This window comes from Shewanella sp. N2AIL (assembly GCF_022690845.1).
In the GTDB taxonomy this organism is placed as follows: domain Bacteria; phylum Pseudomonadota; class Gammaproteobacteria; order Enterobacterales; family Shewanellaceae; genus Shewanella; species Shewanella baltica.
Genome location: NZ_JALBYT010000051.1, coordinates 1 through 19,732 on the forward strand (window position 1 = coordinate 1; position 19,732 = coordinate 19,732).

At 44.9% G+C, this 19,732-nt stretch carries 19 protein-coding genes and 1 pseudogene; 5 read left to right on the plus strand and 15 right to left on the minus strand.

Annotation, left to right across the window (positions count from 1 at the left end; all coding sequences use genetic code 11):
• Window positions 1–152 precede the first annotated feature (152 nt).
• A complete protein-coding gene (locus tag MO387_RS20040) occupies window positions 153–1,091 on the minus strand; it encodes a YvcK family protein (protein WP_063884420.1) in 939 nt (312 codons plus the stop codon).
• Window positions 1,092–1,430: 339 nt separating this feature from the next.
• Between MO387_RS20040 and MO387_RS20045 the strand changes: the two genes are divergently transcribed.
• Both MO387_RS20045 and MO387_RS20050 read left to right on the plus strand, forming a co-directional pair.
• Entirely contained in the window at window positions 1,431–2,243 is an 813-nt protein-coding gene (locus MO387_RS20045; protein WP_006081595.1) for a glucosaminidase domain-containing protein, read from the plus strand.
• Window positions 2,236–2,859 carry a DUF2987 domain-containing protein gene (locus MO387_RS20050; RefSeq protein WP_107947507.1) on the plus strand — a complete coding sequence of 208 codons (624 nt, stop codon included), beginning with the start codon at window positions 2,236–2,238 and terminating at the stop codon, window positions 2,857–2,859. Before MO387_RS20045 ends, MO387_RS20050 begins: the two co-directional genes overlap by 8 nt.
• Window positions 2,860–3,020: 161 nt before the next feature.
• On the opposite strand, the gene ttcA is transcribed toward MO387_RS20050, so the two are convergent.
• The 11 genes from ttcA to ccoN all read right to left on the minus strand — a co-directional run bounded on the left by ttcA (window position 3,021) and on the right by ccoN (window position 13,267).
• A complete protein-coding gene (gene ttcA / locus MO387_RS20055) occupies window positions 3,021–3,989 on the minus strand; it encodes a tRNA 2-thiocytidine(32) synthetase TtcA (RefSeq protein WP_199908804.1) in 969 nt (322 codons plus the stop codon).
• A gap of 77 nt (window positions 3,990–4,066) precedes the next feature.
• A complete protein-coding gene (gene uspE, locus MO387_RS20060; RefSeq protein ID WP_107947509.1) occupies window positions 4,067–4,999 on the minus strand; it encodes a universal stress protein UspE in 933 nt (310 codons plus the stop codon).
• 258 nt (window positions 5,000–5,257) lie between these two features.
• Complete coding sequence (gene etrA / locus MO387_RS20065) at window positions 5,258–6,010, minus strand: electron transport transcriptional regulator EtrA (RefSeq protein ID WP_006081599.1); 753 nt, start codon at window positions 6,008–6,010, stop codon at window positions 5,258–5,260.
• A gap of 55 nt (window positions 6,011–6,065) precedes the next feature.
• Window positions 6,066–6,758, minus strand: a complete 693-nt coding sequence (locus MO387_RS20070; RefSeq protein ID WP_107947512.1) for a sulfite exporter TauE/SafE family protein — start codon at window positions 6,756–6,758, stop codon at window positions 6,066–6,068.
• Window positions 6,755–6,970: a cbb3-type cytochrome oxidase assembly protein CcoS gene (gene ccoS, locus MO387_RS20075; protein ID WP_071939826.1), complete on the minus strand. Its 216-nt coding sequence runs from the start codon at window positions 6,968–6,970 to the stop codon at window positions 6,755–6,757. The genes MO387_RS20070 and ccoS overlap by 4 nt, the downstream gene beginning before the upstream one ends.
• A gap of 38 nt (window positions 6,971–7,008) precedes the next feature.
• A complete protein-coding gene (locus MO387_RS20080) occupies window positions 7,009–9,408 on the minus strand; it encodes a heavy metal translocating P-type ATPase metal-binding domain-containing protein (RefSeq protein WP_107947514.1) in 2,400 nt (799 codons plus the stop codon).
• A gap of 36 nt (window positions 9,409–9,444) precedes the next feature.
• On the minus strand, window positions 9,445–9,924 hold the full coding sequence (locus MO387_RS20085; RefSeq protein WP_107947516.1) for a FixH family protein: 480 nt from the start codon (window positions 9,922–9,924) through the stop codon (window positions 9,445–9,447).
• 110 nt (window positions 9,925–10,034) lie between these two features.
• Window positions 10,035–11,003: a cytochrome-c oxidase, cbb3-type subunit III gene (gene ccoP / locus MO387_RS20090; RefSeq protein ID WP_006087157.1), complete on the minus strand. Its 969-nt coding sequence runs from the start codon at window positions 11,001–11,003 to the stop codon at window positions 10,035–10,037.
• Window positions 11,003–11,179, minus strand: a complete 177-nt coding sequence (locus tag MO387_RS20095; RefSeq protein ID WP_006081605.1) for a CcoQ/FixQ family Cbb3-type cytochrome c oxidase assembly chaperone — start codon at window positions 11,177–11,179, stop codon at window positions 11,003–11,005. Before MO387_RS20095 ends, ccoP begins: the two co-directional genes overlap by 1 nt.
• A gap of 11 nt (window positions 11,180–11,190) precedes the next feature.
• Complete coding sequence (gene ccoO / locus MO387_RS20100) at window positions 11,191–11,817, minus strand: cytochrome-c oxidase, cbb3-type subunit II (protein ID WP_006081606.1); 627 nt, start codon at window positions 11,815–11,817, stop codon at window positions 11,191–11,193.
• Window positions 11,818–11,830: 13 nt separating this feature from the next.
• Window positions 11,831–13,267 (minus strand): cytochrome-c oxidase, cbb3-type subunit I, encoded by a 1,437-nt coding sequence (ccoN, locus tag MO387_RS20105; RefSeq protein WP_006081607.1) that lies wholly within the window; start codon window positions 13,265–13,267, stop codon window positions 11,831–11,833.
• Between the two features lie 225 nt (window positions 13,268–13,492).
• Between ccoN and MO387_RS20110 the strand changes: the two genes are divergently transcribed.
• The gene (locus MO387_RS20110) at window positions 13,493–13,978 is read left to right on the plus strand and encodes a hypothetical protein (protein ID WP_199908805.1); all 486 of its coding nucleotides are present in this window, start codon (window positions 13,493–13,495) and stop codon (window positions 13,976–13,978) included.
• Window positions 13,979–14,048: 70 nt separating this feature from the next.
• Here MO387_RS20110 and MO387_RS20115 read toward each other — a convergent pair whose 3' ends face one another.
• Window positions 14,049–15,620, minus strand: a complete 1,572-nt coding sequence (locus tag MO387_RS20115; protein ID WP_107947521.1) for a DUF3369 domain-containing protein — start codon at window positions 15,618–15,620, stop codon at window positions 14,049–14,051.
• 179 nt (window positions 15,621–15,799) lie between these two features.
• Here MO387_RS20115 and MO387_RS20120 point away from each other — a divergent pair, with 179 nt between their 5' ends.
• Together MO387_RS20120 and MO387_RS20125 are read left to right on the plus strand one after the other, a co-directional pair.
• Window positions 15,800–16,018, plus strand: a complete 219-nt coding sequence (locus MO387_RS20120) for a hypothetical protein (protein ID WP_106650466.1) — start codon at window positions 15,800–15,802, stop codon at window positions 16,016–16,018.
• 61 nt (window positions 16,019–16,079) lie between these two features.
• Window positions 16,080–17,375 carry a site-specific integrase gene (locus MO387_RS20125; RefSeq protein WP_107947523.1) on the plus strand — a complete coding sequence of 432 codons (1,296 nt, stop codon included), beginning with the start codon at window positions 16,080–16,082 and terminating at the stop codon, window positions 17,373–17,375.
• 739 nt (window positions 17,376–18,114) lie between these two features.
• Here MO387_RS20125 and MO387_RS20130 read toward each other — a convergent pair.
• Together MO387_RS20130 and MO387_RS20135 are read right to left on the minus strand one after the other, a co-directional pair.
• Window positions 18,115–18,987 carry a hypothetical protein gene (locus MO387_RS20130; protein ID WP_242326477.1) on the minus strand — a complete coding sequence of 291 codons (873 nt, stop codon included), beginning with the start codon at window positions 18,985–18,987 and terminating at the stop codon, window positions 18,115–18,117.
• Between the two features lie 53 nt (window positions 18,988–19,040).
• A pseudogene (locus tag MO387_RS20135) lies at window positions 19,041–19,732 on the minus strand (IS3-like element ISSba5 family transposase); the annotation flags it as partial.

Sequence of the window (19,732 nt, forward strand, 5' to 3'; positions counted from 1 at the left end):
GCCATCAAGATAAACAAGATCAGGAACATGAGGCTCAATTGTCGTTGCAGATGATGTAGGTTCTTGGAATAGCCCCTTCCAGGGGCAAGTCAAAGCCGCCTTCTAAGAAGGCGGATTCTTTACTGTGTCAGCACGTGCGGGCTATGCAGTGATTAGCAGCTAAGCGCAAGAGGTTCATGCGATTGCAGCGTGAGCTCAGATTTGATCCGCAATAGGGCGCTTAATGCATCTAATAAGTTCGCTTGATCATGCAAGTTCGGGTTATGGCGATTCTTCAACGGGAAATAGTTGATCAGTGGCCCTAAACGCGTTTGTTCGCCATGACGTAACACTTTGTGAATGATGGGCTTGCCAATCACTTGATGACACCAAGCGATACGTTGCTCAATGCTAAATCGACCTGCGGGTGAGGCTTCTTCGGCCAGGTTATCGATAAAGATCACCTGCGCTTTAGTCGCGGCTAGGCTTTTCGCGAACTTAGGTAATAGCAGCGGCGGCATGATACTGGTTAAGAAGCTGCCAGGGCCTAGGATAACTAAATCTGCGTGCCGAACGGCCTCACAGGCTTCAAAGGTGGCATCGACCTGTGGCTCAAGGCAGAGCGCGATAGGCGCTTCATCCATACTGTCGACATTGATCTCCCCAAAGACTTTACTACCACAAGCTTGCAGAGCCACTAAGTGCGTGGGTTGCTCAGACATAGGGATCAGCTGAGTTTCAATCTTGAGTAAGTTACGGATAAGATTAACCGCTTCTAATGGACGAACGCACAGTTGATCAAGCGCCAGTAAAATGAGATTACCCAGATTATGGCCGCTAAGCTCTGTTTCACCTTGGAAACGGTATTCGAATAGCTGTGAGCCGACGGAAGGGCGATTGGCCAGATGGGATAGGCAGTTACGTAAATCGCCCCAAGCAATACAGTCCTGCTCGGCTCTGAGTCTACCGGTCGAGCCACCATTATCTGTGGTCGCGACAATCCCCGTTAAACGGCTGCCTAAAAAATCGAGTGAAGATAATACTCGGCCTAAACCATGGCCTCCGCCAATGGCGACGACACGTTCAAATTGATTTAACATCAAATGCTGCATCTGGGTTCTTCCTTCCTGAATACCCGAAAAATGAATGTTACTGTCATCACTGATTACGTACAAAGCGCAATGACGTAAGCGCTAATGTGCAATTTAACTGCGTTATGGAACCTTAGTATAAAAGCTCAGTCGAAAGCTTGCATCTATTATCGACTGTCATACGGCAAGCACGTATACACGGATTCAGAATCGCGACTTAGGCGCAATATTGTACCTGAGTTAATGCGCCAGATGCGTGATTAATGACAGTGACGGTGGGTACATTTCGTTAAATCTGACAAATAGCTTATAATCCGCCCTTTATTTGCCCAATACGGGCGTCATACTTAAGGTGAACTATTGAAAACGGGTAGAATCGGATCGTTTACATTGGCATTAGCCATGGTCATAGTGGCGATTTTTGCATTGCGCGTTTGGATCATTCCCAACACGAATGATTCATCTACCATAGCGACCCAACTCGTTGACGCTGTCGATCCTGTTACGCAAGTTCCTGACTTTTCTGCGATCAACGATATCACCGAAAAGAAGAAAGCCTTTTTTGATTTTCTGCGGCCGATTGTGCAGCAGCAGAATGCCATCATCTCGATGGAACGCGAGTTTGTCAGTGAAATGCTCGCTTTGGTTGAGAATGGCAAGAGTTTATCTGAGACCCAACTCGGGCAGCTCAATACGCTATTCGACAAATACCAATATGCGGCGCGAAACGTCGATGCTAAATCCTTAGCAAGCTTACTAAAGCGTGTCGATATTGTGCCTGAATCTATGGTGCTGATCCAAGCCGCGAATGAATCCGGTTGGGGCAGCTCACGTTTTGCCAGAGAAGGCTTTAACTTTTTTGGTGAATGGTGTTTTACTGCTGGCTGCGGCATAGTGCCATCTTCACGGGGATCTGGTAAGAGCCATGAGGTGAAAGTGTTTTCATCGGTCGACGAGTCCGTTTCGTCCTACATGCGCAATTTAAATTCCAATACAGCCTATGCGCTATTTCGTTCTATCCGTGCCGATTTACGCTCACAGGAGCTAGAGCCGACAGCGGATCAATTGATTTACGGACTCGTGAATTATTCTGAAAGACAAGAAGCTTATATTGATGAGCTGCTTGATATGTTACGTCATAATGAAAAATATTTGGTGAATGTCGATGTATAAAAAACTGTTGTTTAGTGGCCTCTGTTTACTGGCAACTAGCGCCGCTGCTGAAACTGTATCCCTTGAATATAAAGGTTTTTATGATAGGTTAAAACAAGTAAATAAGGGCGGTTATCAACTCGTAGAAGTGGCTTTTAGTGTTCCAATGCAAAAAAACTGTTTGATCCAAAGCGGTTCTATTTCCAGTGAAAAAACCTCAACGCCACTGACGTATACCTATGCTCAGCGGTTATTTATTCCCTTAGATGATGATTTAAAAGATCAGCGTGCCTTGGTTAATCTCAATTTTGCAGGCAGTGCTGATGGATGTGCTATCGCGATGCAAGTCAGAGCAAAACAGACATTGGCTGAGTACGATAAAGCGCGTTTACAGCAAATCGTGACCGAAATGGACACGCTGCTTGGTGCTATGCAAGGCTTCCCGATGCGTTATTTTAGGGATCCTATTGCTGGTCTTAACTTTGAATTCCAACCCGAGCAAGAAGTGTATGTACACCTTAATGGCCGTGAACAAGCCGTTAAGGGCAGTTATAAATTAGCCGTGAATGAGCTTGAAAACATCACGACGCTAAGCTTTAGTGCCCAGCCATTAGTCTTGAGTCCTTGGGTGAAGTGATCCTCTTTGTATCTTGAATTGGCATCTTGAAATAGTCGATTGAGAAGCACGTACTCAAAGATTAACTTATTTTGTAGCCATAAAAATGCCCACATCATGTGGGCATTTTTGTTTTGCTGGTTTAACTTATTTACTGATTAGGGCGCTAGTTTCAGCCTTAATTAGACTTCGTAAGTGTTAACAATATCAATGCGTTTTGCTGCATCCAAATCAATACGGCCGCTGTTGGCGATATCTAGGAAATCGAATGCGGGCAGATTGGCTTCGGCAACATCGCCACGCAGAGGCGCATCTGGATCACGCGTTAATGACACAAAGTCGAACTGCTCACGGTCAACACCCTGTGATGGTGCGGTGTTTTGCATGGCGGTGAATATTGTTTCAATACGACCAGGATACTGTCTATCCCACTGATTCAACATGTCTTTGACAGCAGCGCGCTTTAAGTTTTCCTGCGAGCCACACAAGTTGCATGGAATGATTGGAAATTCTTTTAAGTTGGCATATTCTTCGAGATCTTTCTCGCGGCAATAGGCAAGTGGCCGAATGACCACATTAGCGCCGTCATCTGACAGTAGCTTAGGAGGCATAGCTTTCATCTTGCCGCCAAAGAACATATTCAGGAACAAGGTCTCAATAATATCGTCCCTGTGGTGGCCAAGGGCGATTTTAGTGGCGCCAATACGCTGGGCAAAGCCATAGAGCGTACCGCGTCGCAGGCGAGAACACAGGGAGCAGGTGGTTTTGCCTTCAGGGATCTTGTCTTTCACTATCGAGTAAGTGTCTTTCTCGAGGATGTGATAGGGCACATTGAGCTTATCTAAATAGGCGGGCAATACATGCTCAGGGAAGCCAGGTTGCTTCTGATCTAAATTAACCGCAATGATTTCAAACTGAATGGGTGCACGTTGCTGCAGATTCATCAAAATATCGAGCAGTGCATAGCTGTCTTTACCGCCACTAAGGCAGCACATGATCTTATCACCATCTTCAATCATATTGTAATCGGCGATAGCGCTACCCACTTCACGACGCAGACGTTTCTGTAACTTATTCAGACGGGTAGTGTGTTTTTTTGATAATTCTTCAGACATTGGATTTGCCGTAACTTCAGATATAGCTTCAAGCATAAAAAGCGCCCAGTAACTCAGTTTCAGGGCGCGTATTATTCCAGCTATCTTTGGCGGGGTAAAGTGCCGCGTATCGCTTAGGCTTCTTCTAACGGCGATTTATAACCGTCAGGTTTGATAGCCAGTAAGTCGCAATTAATGCTATCGATAACATGCTCTGCGGTATTACCAATCAATGCCGCTGAAAATCCGGTGCGGCCGACTGTGCCTAAGATCACCAATTCGGCATCGAGTTTTTCAGCAAGCTCAGGGATCACATCCTCAGGCAGGCCTTCTTTTACATGGCAATGGTTTGGATTAATGCCGTAAGCGTTAGCGAGATAACTCACGCGCTGCTCATGCTGCATGCGAATGGTTTCGTTATAGGACTGGGCATCAAAATCTGGTAATTCAATGGCTAAGTTTACCGGCGTGCCGGGATAGCCATTAACTAAATGCACTTCGGCAGAGAATTTATCTGCCAAATCTTTTGCGTGCTCAATGATTTTACCGTTAAGCATTTGATGATCGGTATCTTCGGTCGCCACATTCACAGCGCAAAGGATTTTACCCGCCTCTGGCCAGTCATGGGCTTTCACCATCAACACTGGCACAGGCGCTTTACGCATTAAATGCCAATCGGTTGGGGTGAAGATCACCGCTTTGAGTTTGTCATGGGCATGGGTGCCTTTAACAATCAAATCGTATTGTCCTGAAATTGCATGATTAATAATGCTTTCGAAGGGGCGGTTATGCCAAATGACTTGGGTATCAATATTGAGTTGCAGATGAGTGTAAGCGGCGAGTAAGTCTTGGATCCAAGCGAGACGTTGATCTATGACGCCTTGACGCATGGCTTCGCGCTCTTGATTCGACAGAATCGAAGTCATCTCATAGGAAAAATCGAAGATAGAAAGAAACACAGTGACTTGAGCGTTGCATTTACTGGCCAAGGTCACCGCTCGTGCGAGGGCAACTTGATTCTCTGTGGTAGGGTCAACCACAACCAGTATTTTTTGATAATCCTTCATGGGAGGTTCCTTTAGTCATAGGCTCAATATCATCATGAGCCTTTGGCAGTTAGCTGTATTGTTCTAGATCAAACTCATTCGAAATTGATTAAAACTCGCTTAAAAATCATGCCTTAATCTGTTTGACATGTCTAGCCAGTCCCGGTTTTTCAATTGAATTGTTCTTGCCATTCATGACAAGGACCTAGCGCGTAACTCTATTGCACTTAACTATGATGCTGCGCTTAACTTTATTGCAGCAAACACTCTTGCGGTGAACTATCTCGCTATGCGCGAATTACCCGCTAACAGATTCAGCTCTTGCGAGTCGAGGATAGTGATGTACTTTCCCTTAACTTCAATCAAGCCTGATTTTTGGAAACGCCCAAGTAAGCGACTGATGGTCTCTACGGTCAAACCGAGATAATTACCAATGTCACCGCGGGTCATGGTTAAGCGGAATTCTTTGGGCGAGAAGCCACGGCTACCAAAACGATTAGCCAGATTACTGATAAAGGCTGCCAGACGTTCTTCGGCATTTTTCTTGCTGAGTAGCAGGATCATTTCTTGATCGCTCATGATCTCATTGCTCATCAGGCGCATGATCTGCTGACGCAATTTAGGCATAGTGCCTGAAAGTTCATCGAGGATGTTAAAGGGGATTTCACAGACCATGGAGGTCTCGAGTGCCTGTGCAAAACTCTGGTGCAACTGGGCGTGGATACCGTCAAAACCAATCACATCACCCGCTAAGTGGAAGCCGGTGATCTGCTCATCGCCTTGCTCGGTAATAGTGTAACTTTTGATGGTGCCAGAGCGGATCGCAAACAGGGATTTTAACGCATCACCCGATTTAAAAATTTGCTCGCCTTTTTGAATCGGCTTTTTACGCTCGATAATATCATCGAGCTGATCTAGCTCACTTGCATTGAGGGTAAAAGGAATACAAAGGGTACCCATACTGCAATCGTGACAATGGATTGTGCATCCGCTAGCGGCAGGACGACGATTCTTATTTTGTTCAATTGTCATGTTGATTCTCAAGTTTATCCACTGCAGCCATGTTAAACCAATTCACTCACTTGGGCTAGTTTAGCTGCGCGAGTGCGATATATAAAGTTTGACCACCAAACGCAATTAACAGTAAGCCGCTCAATAGTCTAACGGTTTTCTGTTGAACCCAAGCAGCGAGGCGTTTTGCCGCAACACCAGCACTCAATAGGGCGGGTAAGGTGCCTAATCCAAAGGCCAACATAATCAAGGCGCCTTGGCTGGCAGAGCCAGATGCGACCGACCAGGTTAAGGTGCTATAGACAAGGCCGCAGGGGAGCCAGCCCCAAATGAATCCTGCCATGACCGCTTGGCTCGGATTTTGGATAGGCACAAGCCGTTGCGCTATGGGTTTTAAATATCGCCATAACCATTGACCGACGCGCTCAATCTGCACTATTCCAACCCAAATTTTGGCGATATACAGCCCTGTTGCGATCATCATCAGTCCGGCAATGATACGCAGCACAATCAAATACGTATCCAGTTCAAATAAGTGACCAAGACCTGCCGCCGAAGCGCCCACTAAAGCGCCCGCTAAGGTGTAACTCAAAATGCGGCCAAGGTTGTAACTCAGTAAATATTTAAGCTGATGGGCCAGCTGGTTACCTATTTTAGGATGAGGGATTTGGGCTGAGAAAGCGCCCACTAAACCGCCACACATGCCAAAGCAATGTGCGGCGCCCATGAGCCCTACCAGAAAAGCCCCAGTGACATTGTACTCAATCACAGCGGCATGCCTTTTTCTTGCGCTGCTTCGGCTTGCTCTTTCTCAGGCACGGGATGGCTGTTTGGTTTAACAGTGTCTTCGTCGAATAATATCGACACACTTTGGCGGTCTAAATCGTCAAATTGTTCGGATTTCACCGCCCAAAAAAATACCATTACAGCGATGGCGACAAAGATCATGGCAATGGGGATAAGCACATAAATAATTTCCATAATGACCTCTTACTATTCTGGTTTTACTTTTATTGTGATCACACTTTAACCCGCAATAATCTCAGGCTATTACCGACCACAATCAAAGAACTCGCCGACATGCCAATGGCGGCGATATAAGGTGCCACATGGCCGGTAACGGCTAAGGGCAAGATCAGGGCGTTGTAACCCAGCGCCCACGCTAAATTTTGTCTGATAATCTGTGTCGTCAGTTTCGCAACGCTAACGGCTTGGGTGAAACGGGACAGATGATCCCCCAATAAAATTAAATCGGCACTGTTTTTCGCGATAGCACTGCCGCTGCCCATAGCCACCGACAAATCGGCGCCCGCAAGCACAGGCGCATCGTTGATGCCATCGCCAAACATGGCAACCCGTGTATGCTGTTGTAATCGGGTCACGAGGGCAAGTTTATCTGCAGGCGTTAAGCCGCTGTGCACATCGTCAATCCCCAGCTCTTTTGCCAGTTGATGTACATGCCCCGAGCTATCGCCGCTGGCAATACTGATGCGGCAACCTTGCAGCTTTAACATTTCAACCGTGGCTTTGCTGTCTTGGCGAATATTGTCTTGAATTTCAAAGCTTGCCAGTACTTCAAGCTGATTATTGGCTGAACGTGCTAACCAAATCTTTTGGGTTGGGTCACGACTATCAATACTCGTGCCGGTAAATACTGCATTGCCAATTAAGTAATCAGTGCCATCAATTCGGCCTCGAACGCCAAAGCCGACTTCATGGTGAACCTCTTCGGTAACCAATGCATTATCGGCAAATACGGCAAATGCCGCTGCAATCGGGTGGCGAGAGCCTGTTTCCAGCGCTGCGGCAATGGCTAAGGCTTGCGTCTTGGTTAAATCCGCCATGCACTGCGTTTGCCCGATAGAGAGGGTACCACAGGTGAGGGTGCCGGTTTTATCAAAGACAACATGTTTGATCAGCGGCAGTTTTTCAAATACACCGGCTTTGCGAGTAATAATCCCAAGGCGAGTGAAAATAGCGGTCGCGCAGGTAACAGCGGTCGGTGTGGCCAGTGCTAAGGCGCAAGGACAAGTGGCGACCAAAACCGAAAGCGTTACCCAAAAGGCATCCTCAGGGGAAATTTGATGCCAAACCAAATAGGTGATTGTCGCTATGGTCAAGATTGTGCCCGAGAAATAGCGCGATAACTTATCGGCTAATAGCGCAATTGCAGGTTTAGTATTGGATGCAAGCTCCTGCAGTCTAATAATCTCAGCCACAAGTTGGTCTTGCCCTAGCGCTGTGACGCTGACTTTGATGGGTTGGTCGACGTTGATAGTGCCTGCGTAAACTTGGCTAGCAACAGTTTTTTCAATTGGCATTTGCTCGCCGGTGAGCATAGCTTCATTGATGCTAGTGTGACCTTCAATCACCACACCATCAGCGGCCACCATTTCACCCGGTTTAACGAGGATCACATCATTGAGGCGTAATTTTTTAGCGGGAATTTCTTCCTGACCATTGTCGTTCACTAAGTGCGCCGTGAGCGGCACTAACTTATGCAAATTACTGGAGCTGACCGAGGCCTTTTGTCTGGCTTTCTGCTCGAAGTAGCGCCCGAGTAACAGGAAGAAGGTAAACATGGACACAGATTCAAAATACACTTCGCCTGTGCCATTGACTGTGGCAAAACAGCTGGCAACGTATGCGCCGCCAATCGCAATGGAGACAGACACATCCATATTGAGTTTGCCGCTGAGCAGGGTACGAATGGCACTGAAATAAAAGGGCTGCGCCGAATAAAGCACTACGGGGGTGGCAAAAATCATGCTAACCCAACGGAAATAATCCCGATATTGCACATCTAAATCGGTGAAATAGCCTGTATAGAGGGCGAGGGCGAACATCATCACTTGCATAGTCGCAAAACCCGCTAAGCCTAAGCGCAGTAAAAATTTACGGCTATTGAGTTTGTTGTTGAGCTCTTGCTCATCGACTTGATAGGGCGCGGCTTGATAACCAATACGGCTAATTTGCCCGAGGATATCGCTGAGTTTTACCGTGCGTTTATCCCAACTGATCATGGCGCGTTGGGTGGTCGAGTTGACGAGCACTTGGCTCACACCCGTTAGTTGTTTCACTTTGTGCTCAATCAACCAAGCACAGGCCGCGCAGGTGATACCATCAATAGAGAGTGACACTGACTCGACATTATCTTCAGAATGGACAAAGTCTTGCTGCACTTCAGGCAAGTCATAGGCGCTAAATTGCGTTAAGGCTTCGGGGACGAGGGCGTTCTGTTTACTGCCTGGCTCAGTGCGAAACTTGTAGTAACTGAGCAATCCCGCATCCACAATCGCCTGAGAAACCGCCTGGCAACCAGGGCAACACATGAGTTCATCACGATCATTAATGCGAGTCACAAACTGCTGGCCCGTCAGCACGGGCTCTTGGCAGTGAAAACAACTTGGATGTGTCATAGCAATTCTTATTTAACTAAATCAATTCAACCACAATCAGTTCAGCCAAAGTTGGACATGATCTTTTAATTCAACGCGTTGGTGAATGCGCCATTTGCCATCGTAACTTTCCAGACGCACTTCCCAAGGGCCGACCAGTGTGGCAGGCACGGTAATGCGATACACATTACTGGCATCGGCTGTAGCGGTGAGCTTGATGTCTCTGTCGGCAATGGTTGGATGGTAGAACTCGACTTTAAGCGCAGCTTGAGAAGCGGGACCACCTTGTTGCGTCAGCAGAATTTCATTATTAGTTTGTTCGAGTAAAAAATTCATGCCTATTTGTTTGGCATACTTTACTTTACTTAAGTCCATATTAATGGCTTTGCCATCTTTGTAGTAATCCTCGGCGACTAAAGAGTCCGAGTTCGTAAGGGCAATTTTTAGTGTGGTAAAACTTGCGACGACGGCACATAAAGGAAGAATAATTAAAAACCAAGGCCAGAACTGCTTATACCAGGCTTGTTGTTCGCTCATGTCAGATACCCATTCAAAAAATTTGCGCCATTCTACCGTTAAAAGACGGTTTTAGCACTTTAAAAAAAAGGCCTCGAAGTCTTCGAGGCCTTAGCATTACTCACATCTAATTACTTGTTTGACAAGCTATAAACATAAGCAGCGATCACGTGAACTTTCTCTTCACCGAGAACGTCTTTCCAGGCTGGCATGACACCAGCACGGCCGTGTTTGATCGTTTCTTCGATCACGCCGCGGCTACCGCCATATAACCAAACATCGTCAGTTAAATTCGGAGCACCCATGAACTTGTTGCCTTTAGCGTCCATACCATGACACGCGAAACAACCTTTCATGAATGAGCCTTGACCTTGAGCGGCGAGTGTTTCATCGTGCTCACGACCAGACAATTTAACAACGTATTCTGCTAAACCCGCAATTTCGCTGTCATCGATTGGCAAACCACCTTTTGGCGGCATCATGCCATGACGACCACCCATGATAGTGGTTTTAATCGTGGCTAAGTCGCCACCATATAACCAGTCACCATCGGTGAGATTAGGGAAGCCTTTGCTACCACGTGCGTCAGAGCCGTGGCACTGTGCGCAGTTTTGTAGGAACAAACGGCCGCCCACTTTTAATGCCTCTTGGTTTTTCACTAATTCTTCTAGTGGTGTAGCCAAGTAAGCCGCGAAGATTGGGCCATATTTTTCATCAGCGTGTTTTACTTCTTGGTCATACTGAACATAACGGCCTTCTTTTGCGGCAAGCTCAATGGCTGCGGCAGAGTCGGCTTTAATACCTTGCTCAGTACCAATGCTTTGGTTAGAACTGGTCCAGCCTAACAGGCCTTTGTAGTTACCTAAACCAGGAAATAAGGCTAGATAGATCAAGCCAAACACGATAGTGATATAGAACATATAACTCCACCATTTTGGAAGTGGGTTATTGAGTTCTTCAATACCGTCGAAACTGTGACCCATGGATTCGCCTTCTTTTACGTCCGTGGTGTTCTTAGAACACACACGCAGTAATAGAAAACATCCCGCGATCACAATTAACGAGAGTACGCTAATCCAAACACTCCAGAAGCTACTCATCACTTATTCTCTCCTGAGTCCTTCGATACCTTGCTGACTTCCTCATCGGAAAACACAAGGTTAGCTGCTTCATCAAAGGATTTTTGACGACGCGAGCTATATGCCCAAGCAAATATACCGACGAAGGTCAGCATCACAATGATGGTTAAAATGCCTTGTAATGTGCCGTAATCCATATATTGCCTCCTTATTTGAGTGCGTGACCCAAAGACTGAAGATATGCAATCAAGGCTTCCAGCTCTGTCTTACCAGCAACAGCTTTCTGTGCGCCTGCGATTTCTTCATCGGTATAAAGATCATTACCTTTGTAACCGCCTTTATGCATGTTACGTAGGATAGTCATCTTATCGCCCGTCAGTTCGCCGTCTAACTTGTTTTCGGCTAACCATGGGAACCCTGGCATATTCGATTGAGGTACTACAGCACGAGGATCGATTAAATGAACTTCATGCCATTTATCGCTGTAACGACCGCCAACACGGGCAAGATCAGGACCTGTACGCTTAGAACCCCATTGGAATGGATGATCCCAAACTGATTCACCCGCAACAGAGTAGTGACCATAACGTTCAGTTTCTGCACGTAAAGGACGGATCATCTGGCTGTGACAGTTATAACAACCTTCACGAACATAGATGTCACGGCCTTCAATTTGCAGGGCAGTGTATGGCTTTAAACCTTCAACTGGCTCAGTCGTATCTTTTTGAAAAATCAACGGTGTGATTTCAACGAGACTACCGAAACTGATAGCGATAACGGTAAAGATCGCTAACAAACCGATGTTTTTTTCAACTATCTCATGATTAAATTTCATCGAGTTTGCTCCTTTAAGCCGCTGTTGGTTCAGCCAATGCTGGCAATGAATCTTTAGAGGCTTTCACAGTACGGATCACGTTGTATGCCATGATCAGCATACCGGTCAGGAAGAAACAACCGCCAAGGAAACGTACAAAGTAGAAAGGATATGAAGCTTCAAGACTTTCAACAAAGCTATAAGTCAAAGTACCGTCAGCATTCACTGCGCGCCACATTAGACCTTGCATTACACCTGAAATCCACATAGATACGATGTAAAGTACAGTACCAATAGTCGCTAACCAGAAATGGACGTTGACTAACTTGATGCTGTACATACGGCCGTGGCCGAACAATACAGGGATCAAGTGATACAGAGAACCGATAGACACCATTGCAACCCAGCCTAGCGCGCCGGAATGAACGTGACCGATAGTCCAATCTGTGTAATGTGATAATGCGTTAACTGTCTTAATTGCCATCATCGGGCCTTCGAAGGTAGACATACCGTAGAAAGACAGAGAAACGACTAAGAAACGCAGTACAGGGTCAGTACGCAGTTTATGCCAAGCACCAGACAAGGTCATGATACCGTTAATCATACCGCCCCAAGAAGGTGCGAATAGGATCAGTGACATCACCATACCTAAAGACTGAGTCCAGTCAGGTAAAGCTGTGTAATGTAAGTGGTGAGGACCAGCCCAAATATACAGTGCGATCAAAGCCCAAAAATGGACGATAGATAGACGGTAAGAGTACACAGGACGACCCGCTTGCTTAGGTACGAAGTAATACATCATCCCCAAGAAGCCTGCGGTTAATAAGAAACCTACCGCATTGTGACCATACCACCACTGCACCATAGCATCGACAGCGCCGCTATACAGAGAGTATGACTTGAACAGACTGACTGGTACCGCCATAGAGTTAACTATGTGTAGTACAGCAACGGTAATAATAAAGGCACCAAAGAACCAGTTCGCCACATAAATATGCGAAGTCGTTCGTTTGATAATAGTACCGAAGAACACAATAGCGTAGGACACCCAAACGATAGTAATTGCGATATCGATAGGCCATTCTAATTCAGCGTATTCTTTACCTTGAGTGAAACCCATTGGTAAAGTGATAGCTGCTGACAGAATGATGGCTTGCCATCCCCAAAACGTAAATGCGGCTAACTTAGGTGCAAATAGTCGGGTTTGACAGGTGCGTTGTACGACATAATAGGATGTTGCAAAAAGGGCTGATGTACCGAACGCGAAGATCACCGCATTGGTGTGTAATGGTCGCAAGCGACTATACGTTAACCAAGGAGTGTCAAAGTTCAGCTGAGGCCAGATTAACTGAGCCGCAATTAATACGCCGACTGACATACCAACAATACCCCACAAAACTGTGGTTAAGGCAAATTGGCGGACAATGGCGTAATTGTAATCAGCGCCTGTTGGCTGGGAATGGTTCATCATAATGCTTCCACTGCTTATTACTTTTACTTTTAGTAAAGACAAGCTTTACCTGTTATAAAATGACATAAAACTCAGCTTCCCTATTAAGGTTGCTGAGCTATGTCAATGCGTTACCCTGCATATTTTTGCTCAAATATGAGGTTTCGCAATGATACTTGAGCAATATCAAAAAAGATACCAAAGAAGGGGTGTAGAAAGTTGATCTAGATCAACCTACGCCATAGAATGTTAACATATTGCGTCATAAGGTTAATCTTTGTGCTAAATCGTCCTAATCTCTATCTATTCATCGCGTTAATTCTCATCAATCTCACAGCTTGTACTGAAGATGCTAAGCAAGTCACACATAAAAGCAGCTCTGATCCTTCTCTCTGTCAATTTTCGACAGGGGATTGCGTTAAACAAGTGGACGATATCAAACTCTCTATTAGCCTATCGCCAGCGAATGCCCCGAGCGAAAAGCCATTAACATTAAGGCTGTTAGCTTCAACGCCTATCAAAAATGTGCAAATTCGTTTAGAAGGAAGAGATATGTTTATGGGGGTTATTCCTGTAAATGTAAAGCAAACCGATGAAATGACCTATATTGGTCAGATGGTATATGGCTCCTGCAGCAGTGGTTATATGGTTTGGCGTGGTTTTGTAAGTTTTGAAGCAAATGGCGAAACCAAAGCGACAGTGTTTGATTTTCTTGCGGATAACAATGGTTAAGACTGGCTAGATATTTATTCGAATCGTCCTCAGCGTATTATTAGAGAGTGTTAACTCGGGTGATTAAGGATTAACTATCTTTCCAACTGTCTTTTACTTTGACAAAAATATCCACATTATCAATAAAGAGCTGTAATAAGTGCGGGTCAAAGTGTTTCGCAGCGCCTTTACGCATTTCAGCTAACACTTCTTCTAAAGGCCAGGCCGTTTTATAACAGCGGGCATGGGAAAGTGCATCAAACACATCAGCAATGGCAACAATGCGCGCGAAAATGTGAATTTCGTCTTGTTTTAAATTGGCAGGATAGCCAGAACCATCATATTTTTCATGGTGTTGTAGTGCAATAATTGATGCCGCCTTTAGTATGGGTCGCTCAGAATTTGCCAAAATCTGATGGCCAATTGTAGGGTGCTGACGCATGACTTTCCATTCTTCATCATCTAACTTGCCAGGTTTGAGCAGAACCGCATCGGGGATCGCTATCTTACCTATGTCATGCATAGGTGAGGCACGGCGTAGTAAATCAGCTTCATATTCAGGTAAACCAGCGAGTAAGGCCAACTGAGAGCAATATTCTGCCATACGTTTCACATGGTTCGCGGCTTCTTTTGAGCGGCTTTCAACCACATCCCCTAAACGTAGAATGAGTTCAGATTGGGTATCTTCGACTTCTTGATTGAGCAGTAAATTTTCAAATGCAACGCCGACGTTGATAGCAAAAATATCAATAAGTTTCTTGTCAAGATCATCAATTTTATCAATACCATCCATATACAGTAGATTGATTAACCCGCTTTTTGTGGGGAAGTAACCGATAAAGCAATTGTCTTCATACAGGCAGCGTTTTTTCGTGATCGCACTGCGCAGTAAGCGGTCGATATGCTCTGGTAATTGAGTAATATGGGATTTATTTGAGAATTGGCCTGTGCCTGCGAGGATCTCTATGTTCACAGGATCCAGATGACCGCTTATGGCATCGATAGCATTACACGTTAGCAATAAGGTTTCAGAATCCAGATTGAGTAGGGTGGCGACTTGAGTTAGCAGGCCATCTGCAAATTTATGCAGGGTGCGCAGCTCAAATAATCCAGATGTAGCTTCTAGCACTCTTTCTAGCCCTTTACGGTGATTTATTTGGGTGCGCCTTGCTTGTTCAATTTCCATAATATCGCGGTAAGAACGTAGGGCAGAGTAGACGCTGGTCATCAGTTTACGGGAATCGAGTTCAGCTTTGGCTTTGTAATCATTAATATCATAATTAACGATAACGTCTTCTTCAGGTGCTTGACCTGGCTGGCCTGTACGCAGGATTAGTCGAGTGGTTTTATTTTGCAGCTCTTCGCGGATCCATTTTACTAATTCTAAGCCCGCATGATCACTCTCCATCACAACATCAATAAAGGCGATGGCGATATCATGTTCCTGATTCATCAACTCTTTTGCTTGTTCGGCACTGTAGGCATTTATAAAAGTAAGCGGGCGGCCATCGAGTTTAAAGCGGGAGAGGGCAAGCTTAGTGACGGTATGAACATCAGGTTCATCATCGACCACTAATACCTTCCAAGGAATACCTGATGCAGTTGTCTCGGTAAGCTTTTTACCGGAAAACAGCGGATTTTTCTTTGCAAGATCAATCAGCATTCGATACCTCATTCAAATAAAAATAATGATCACATAATCAGTGTAGTAGACACATTTCAAAGCGGTGCAAATTCTTACATTAAATAGCGAGGTGAGTGGCAAACCTTAAATCGAGTTATTGATAATGGTTATCATTTGTGTATTCTGTTCATATCACACACTGATTAGCGGGTAAGGGCATGAGCCACCAAATTAATTTGTCGATTTCAACGCATAAACTGGCACAGCTTATACATGATGGGCACCTCTGTGCGGCAGATTTTAGGTGCTTGGATAGTCAGTCTAAACAGCAAGTGTGGCAGTTATGCTTAATTTGTTGTCAAAAGCGTATTACATGCCAGAAATGTACATTGTCCAGTTGTACTCAAAATCTGACCCTAGTTGATGCCGATAAATAACGTTATCGGCATTTGCGTTTAAGTATTATCATATCAGAAACCCTTATAATTCAGATGCAATATGCAACTTCCTCCCGTAATCCCGTTATTTGACTCATTTGAATTCATACAAGTTGGCAATAGTATCGTTAACCAATATATTACCCAAATTAGCATGAAAAAGGTGGCCGATGCGGGTTTAGTGATTGAGCACGCTAGTGATTGGCTGTTTGAGCAAAAGCATAACGAAAACAACTATAAAGCCTATCGCAGCGAGCTCACGACATTTCTTCATTGGTGTTTTGATGTGGTTTCAATGTCGCCCATAGAAGTCACACGCAAAGATATGAGCCATTACGTAGATTACTGCCAGGCGCCGCCCATAGCACTGATTGGCTATTTTAATGTGCCACAATTCAAGCTCGATAAAATGCGTGATGAACGGGTTCCAAACCCACAGTGGCGGCCATTTGTCGGTAAAAAGCGACTCGGGCAAATCCAGCCTTATGCGTTAAGTGACAATGCGTTAAAAACGAAAATGGCCATTTTGTCTTCGTTTTACTCGTACCTGACAAGTGAAGAATATTGTGAGCGTAATCCTGCACAAATTTGGCTGAATCACAGTCGATTCGCGGCCAATCGGCAATATCAGCGTCAACATCATGAAGATGATAACAGTCTCGCATTCACTGAATTACAGTGGTCATACATTATGGCGACCGTAACAGCGTTGGCAGAAACATCGCCCGAATTACATCAAAGAAGCTTATTTCTGATTTCATTGATCTATTGTTGCTATTTACGTATCTCAGATGTGTCTGCACGCGCAGGTTATTCACCTGTGATGGATCAGTTTAAGCGTAATCAACAAACGGGTATTTGGAGTTTTCATATTCCATTGAGCAAAGGCGGTAAAAGGCGCAGCGTGGCAATCTCAAAAGCTTTACTCGACGCCTTAGTCAAATACCGCCAGTTTTTAGGCTTAACGGATTATCCAAGGCCAAACGAGAACCATCCACTGTTTGTGCGGCACAAAGCTGCTGGTCGTGGTCGAGATGTCGGCATCCTCAATGCCAATCTCGGTATTCGCCAAGTCCGCGATGAAATTCAAAGTATTATCAATCTGGCAGCAGATAGTATTGAGGCCGATGGTTTTGCACAAGACGCCGCGCAGATGCGCAAACTTACAGCCCATAATATTCGTCACACAGGCATCACACACGATATCAATATTAACCGCAGACCGTTATCCCATGTACAAGCCGACGCTGGCCATGAGAGCATTGACACCACGTCACAGTATTTGCACACAAGCCAAATAGAACGCCATGAAAGTGCATTCAATAAACCAATCGACCATTTAAAAGGCATCGAGTAACTCAACCCTAAGCAACGGCTCATTGTTTATGGTGATACAGATTGAGAATCTCAGGCACTAAGTTATATTGGGTCCTAAATATAAGCACATAAGAGAAGGTTCTTATATGCCAGAGATCCTTATTCTGAGTGCACACGTGTTCGTGGTCACACAGAATGAGAATCTCAGGCAGCCGTAATTAAACTTATTCAATGACTTGATGGTTTAACAAAATAACAACATTGCCATTCAAGTTGAGATTTTTGAACATTTTTGCCACCTAAATTGAGATTCATTTTTCACCTTAAAATCAATGGCTTGGTGGTGACACTATGCTTTATTCGCCGCCAATCTATTCATTTTCCACAAATAAAATATAAAGTCAACGCATATCAGATTGCTTCAAGGTTTCTACTTACATATGTTGTAGGTGTGGTAAGTGAGCCGCCGACAATACAGGCGTATATTTAAAAATCTAAACGAATTGAAATTTGCGCGGATAAAACGCCATGATTTAAATCGTATCTGAGTGCGGAGGTCTGCTACATATATTTGGAACGGATATTGGGTGCAGGACGATATTGCTTTAATGAGTTAAGCGATGGGGATAATAAGTGGGATTTATATGAATGGCTTTCAGCTTAAAACCCACATCATTACCGATGACGAATGCACGGTGGGTTTTAACCTTAGTGTCTATGCTTTAATTTAAATTGTAAGCATTTTATATATATAGGTTTTAACAGGTAATATTGCTTCATTATATGAGTGATAACTGCATCGGTTTTTGTTGCTGGCGTATTTGTAGTACATCTTCAAATTGGCAAAGTGCTAGACTGCCGGCACGCGCGACGCGAGGAGGGCGAAGTTTATCCATTTTTCTAAGTGCGTGAAGTAGCTCCATGGGTAAGCCTGTTAATGATACTGCTTTCTCTAGGGAGATAGCGTCATATTGCCGCTTGCTAAAGACGTCCTTTGCAAAGCGTATAAAAGACGCCGGTTCGCACCAGATAGCACGTCGTAAATTGTGACCTTCGCCATATCCTAACTGCAGGCAACCTTCTTTGAATCCTATGAGAATGTCATACATTTCAACATCATTATGCACCATGACCTCCGTGAGTGTTGATAAGCACACCATGCCAGGTTGGATGTCGTTACCGACTAACAACTGGAAAATAGGTGCGACATCAATTTGGCTATTATGGTGAAGTCTGCTTTTACGTGCATGTTTCACTAAATTAACGTGTTGAAGCAGATGCAGTTCTTCTGGCCTCAGCTCAAGTAGCCGAGATGCTTTTCCAAATGGAAGCCATTGTTCTGTCACCGAAAGAGCAATGCCATCTGCGGGGGGGGCTGGGATAACAATATCTAACGTAGCGGCAGGCCACGTACAGGAAAGTGTTTCAAGGAACTGCACAATAGCCACACTGCGGATATTGTGAGGTAGTAAAGATGAGGTTGCCTGAAGTGTCTTTTGTACCCACTCTCTAAAAAATGCATTATCCGTTAATAACCGATATCCCTTTTCGAGCATGTTTTCATAAAATGGCAGTGAAGCATAGGCGTTCGGTTTGAGCGCCATGATGTGCTCTTTTTCCAATACCAGTGCGCCATAGAGGCAATCTGACACTTGAGCCTCGCTCAATGAACGTACATTTTCTGACGAGGGTTTCAGTGTAGTGGTCAAGTAAAATTGGCCACGGTTTTAGAGTCATTCCAATATAAACGTTCTGACTCATTTGGCGTTAACCCACCATTATATTGATGGGGTCAGGTCTCACTGTAATATCCAGTGATGTAATTTGTGATCTCTTTATCTGCTTCTGTAAAATTCCCATAACCACTTACGGGTATCCACTCAGATTTCAAACTTCTAAAGAAACGCTCCATTGGTGCGTTATCCCAACAATTCCCGCGGCGACTCATACTTTGCTCAATCTGAAGACGCCATATTAATTGTCTGAATTTCAAGCTCGTGTAATGTGAACCTTGATCGCTGTGATATATCACATTCTCAGGCTACCCCTTAACTCAAATGCCATTTTCAAAGCTTTACAGGTCAGCTCACTATCTGGTGATAATGACAAAGCCCATCCAACAGGTTTGCGGGAAAATAAGTCTAAAACAACAGCTAGATAGGCCCAACGATTACCGACCCAAACATACGTCACGTCGCCACACCACACTTGATCTGGTTGAGTTACTGCAAACTGTCGATTAAGCGTATTGGGGATTGCAACATGCTCTTGTGTCGCTTTTCTATAAGAATGCTTAGGCTGCTGACAGCTTAATAACCCAAGCTTTTTCATTAGATTACGGGCTCGATAACGACTGAGACCAATCCCTTTGTTAGTCACTAATTGCGCTATCGTTCG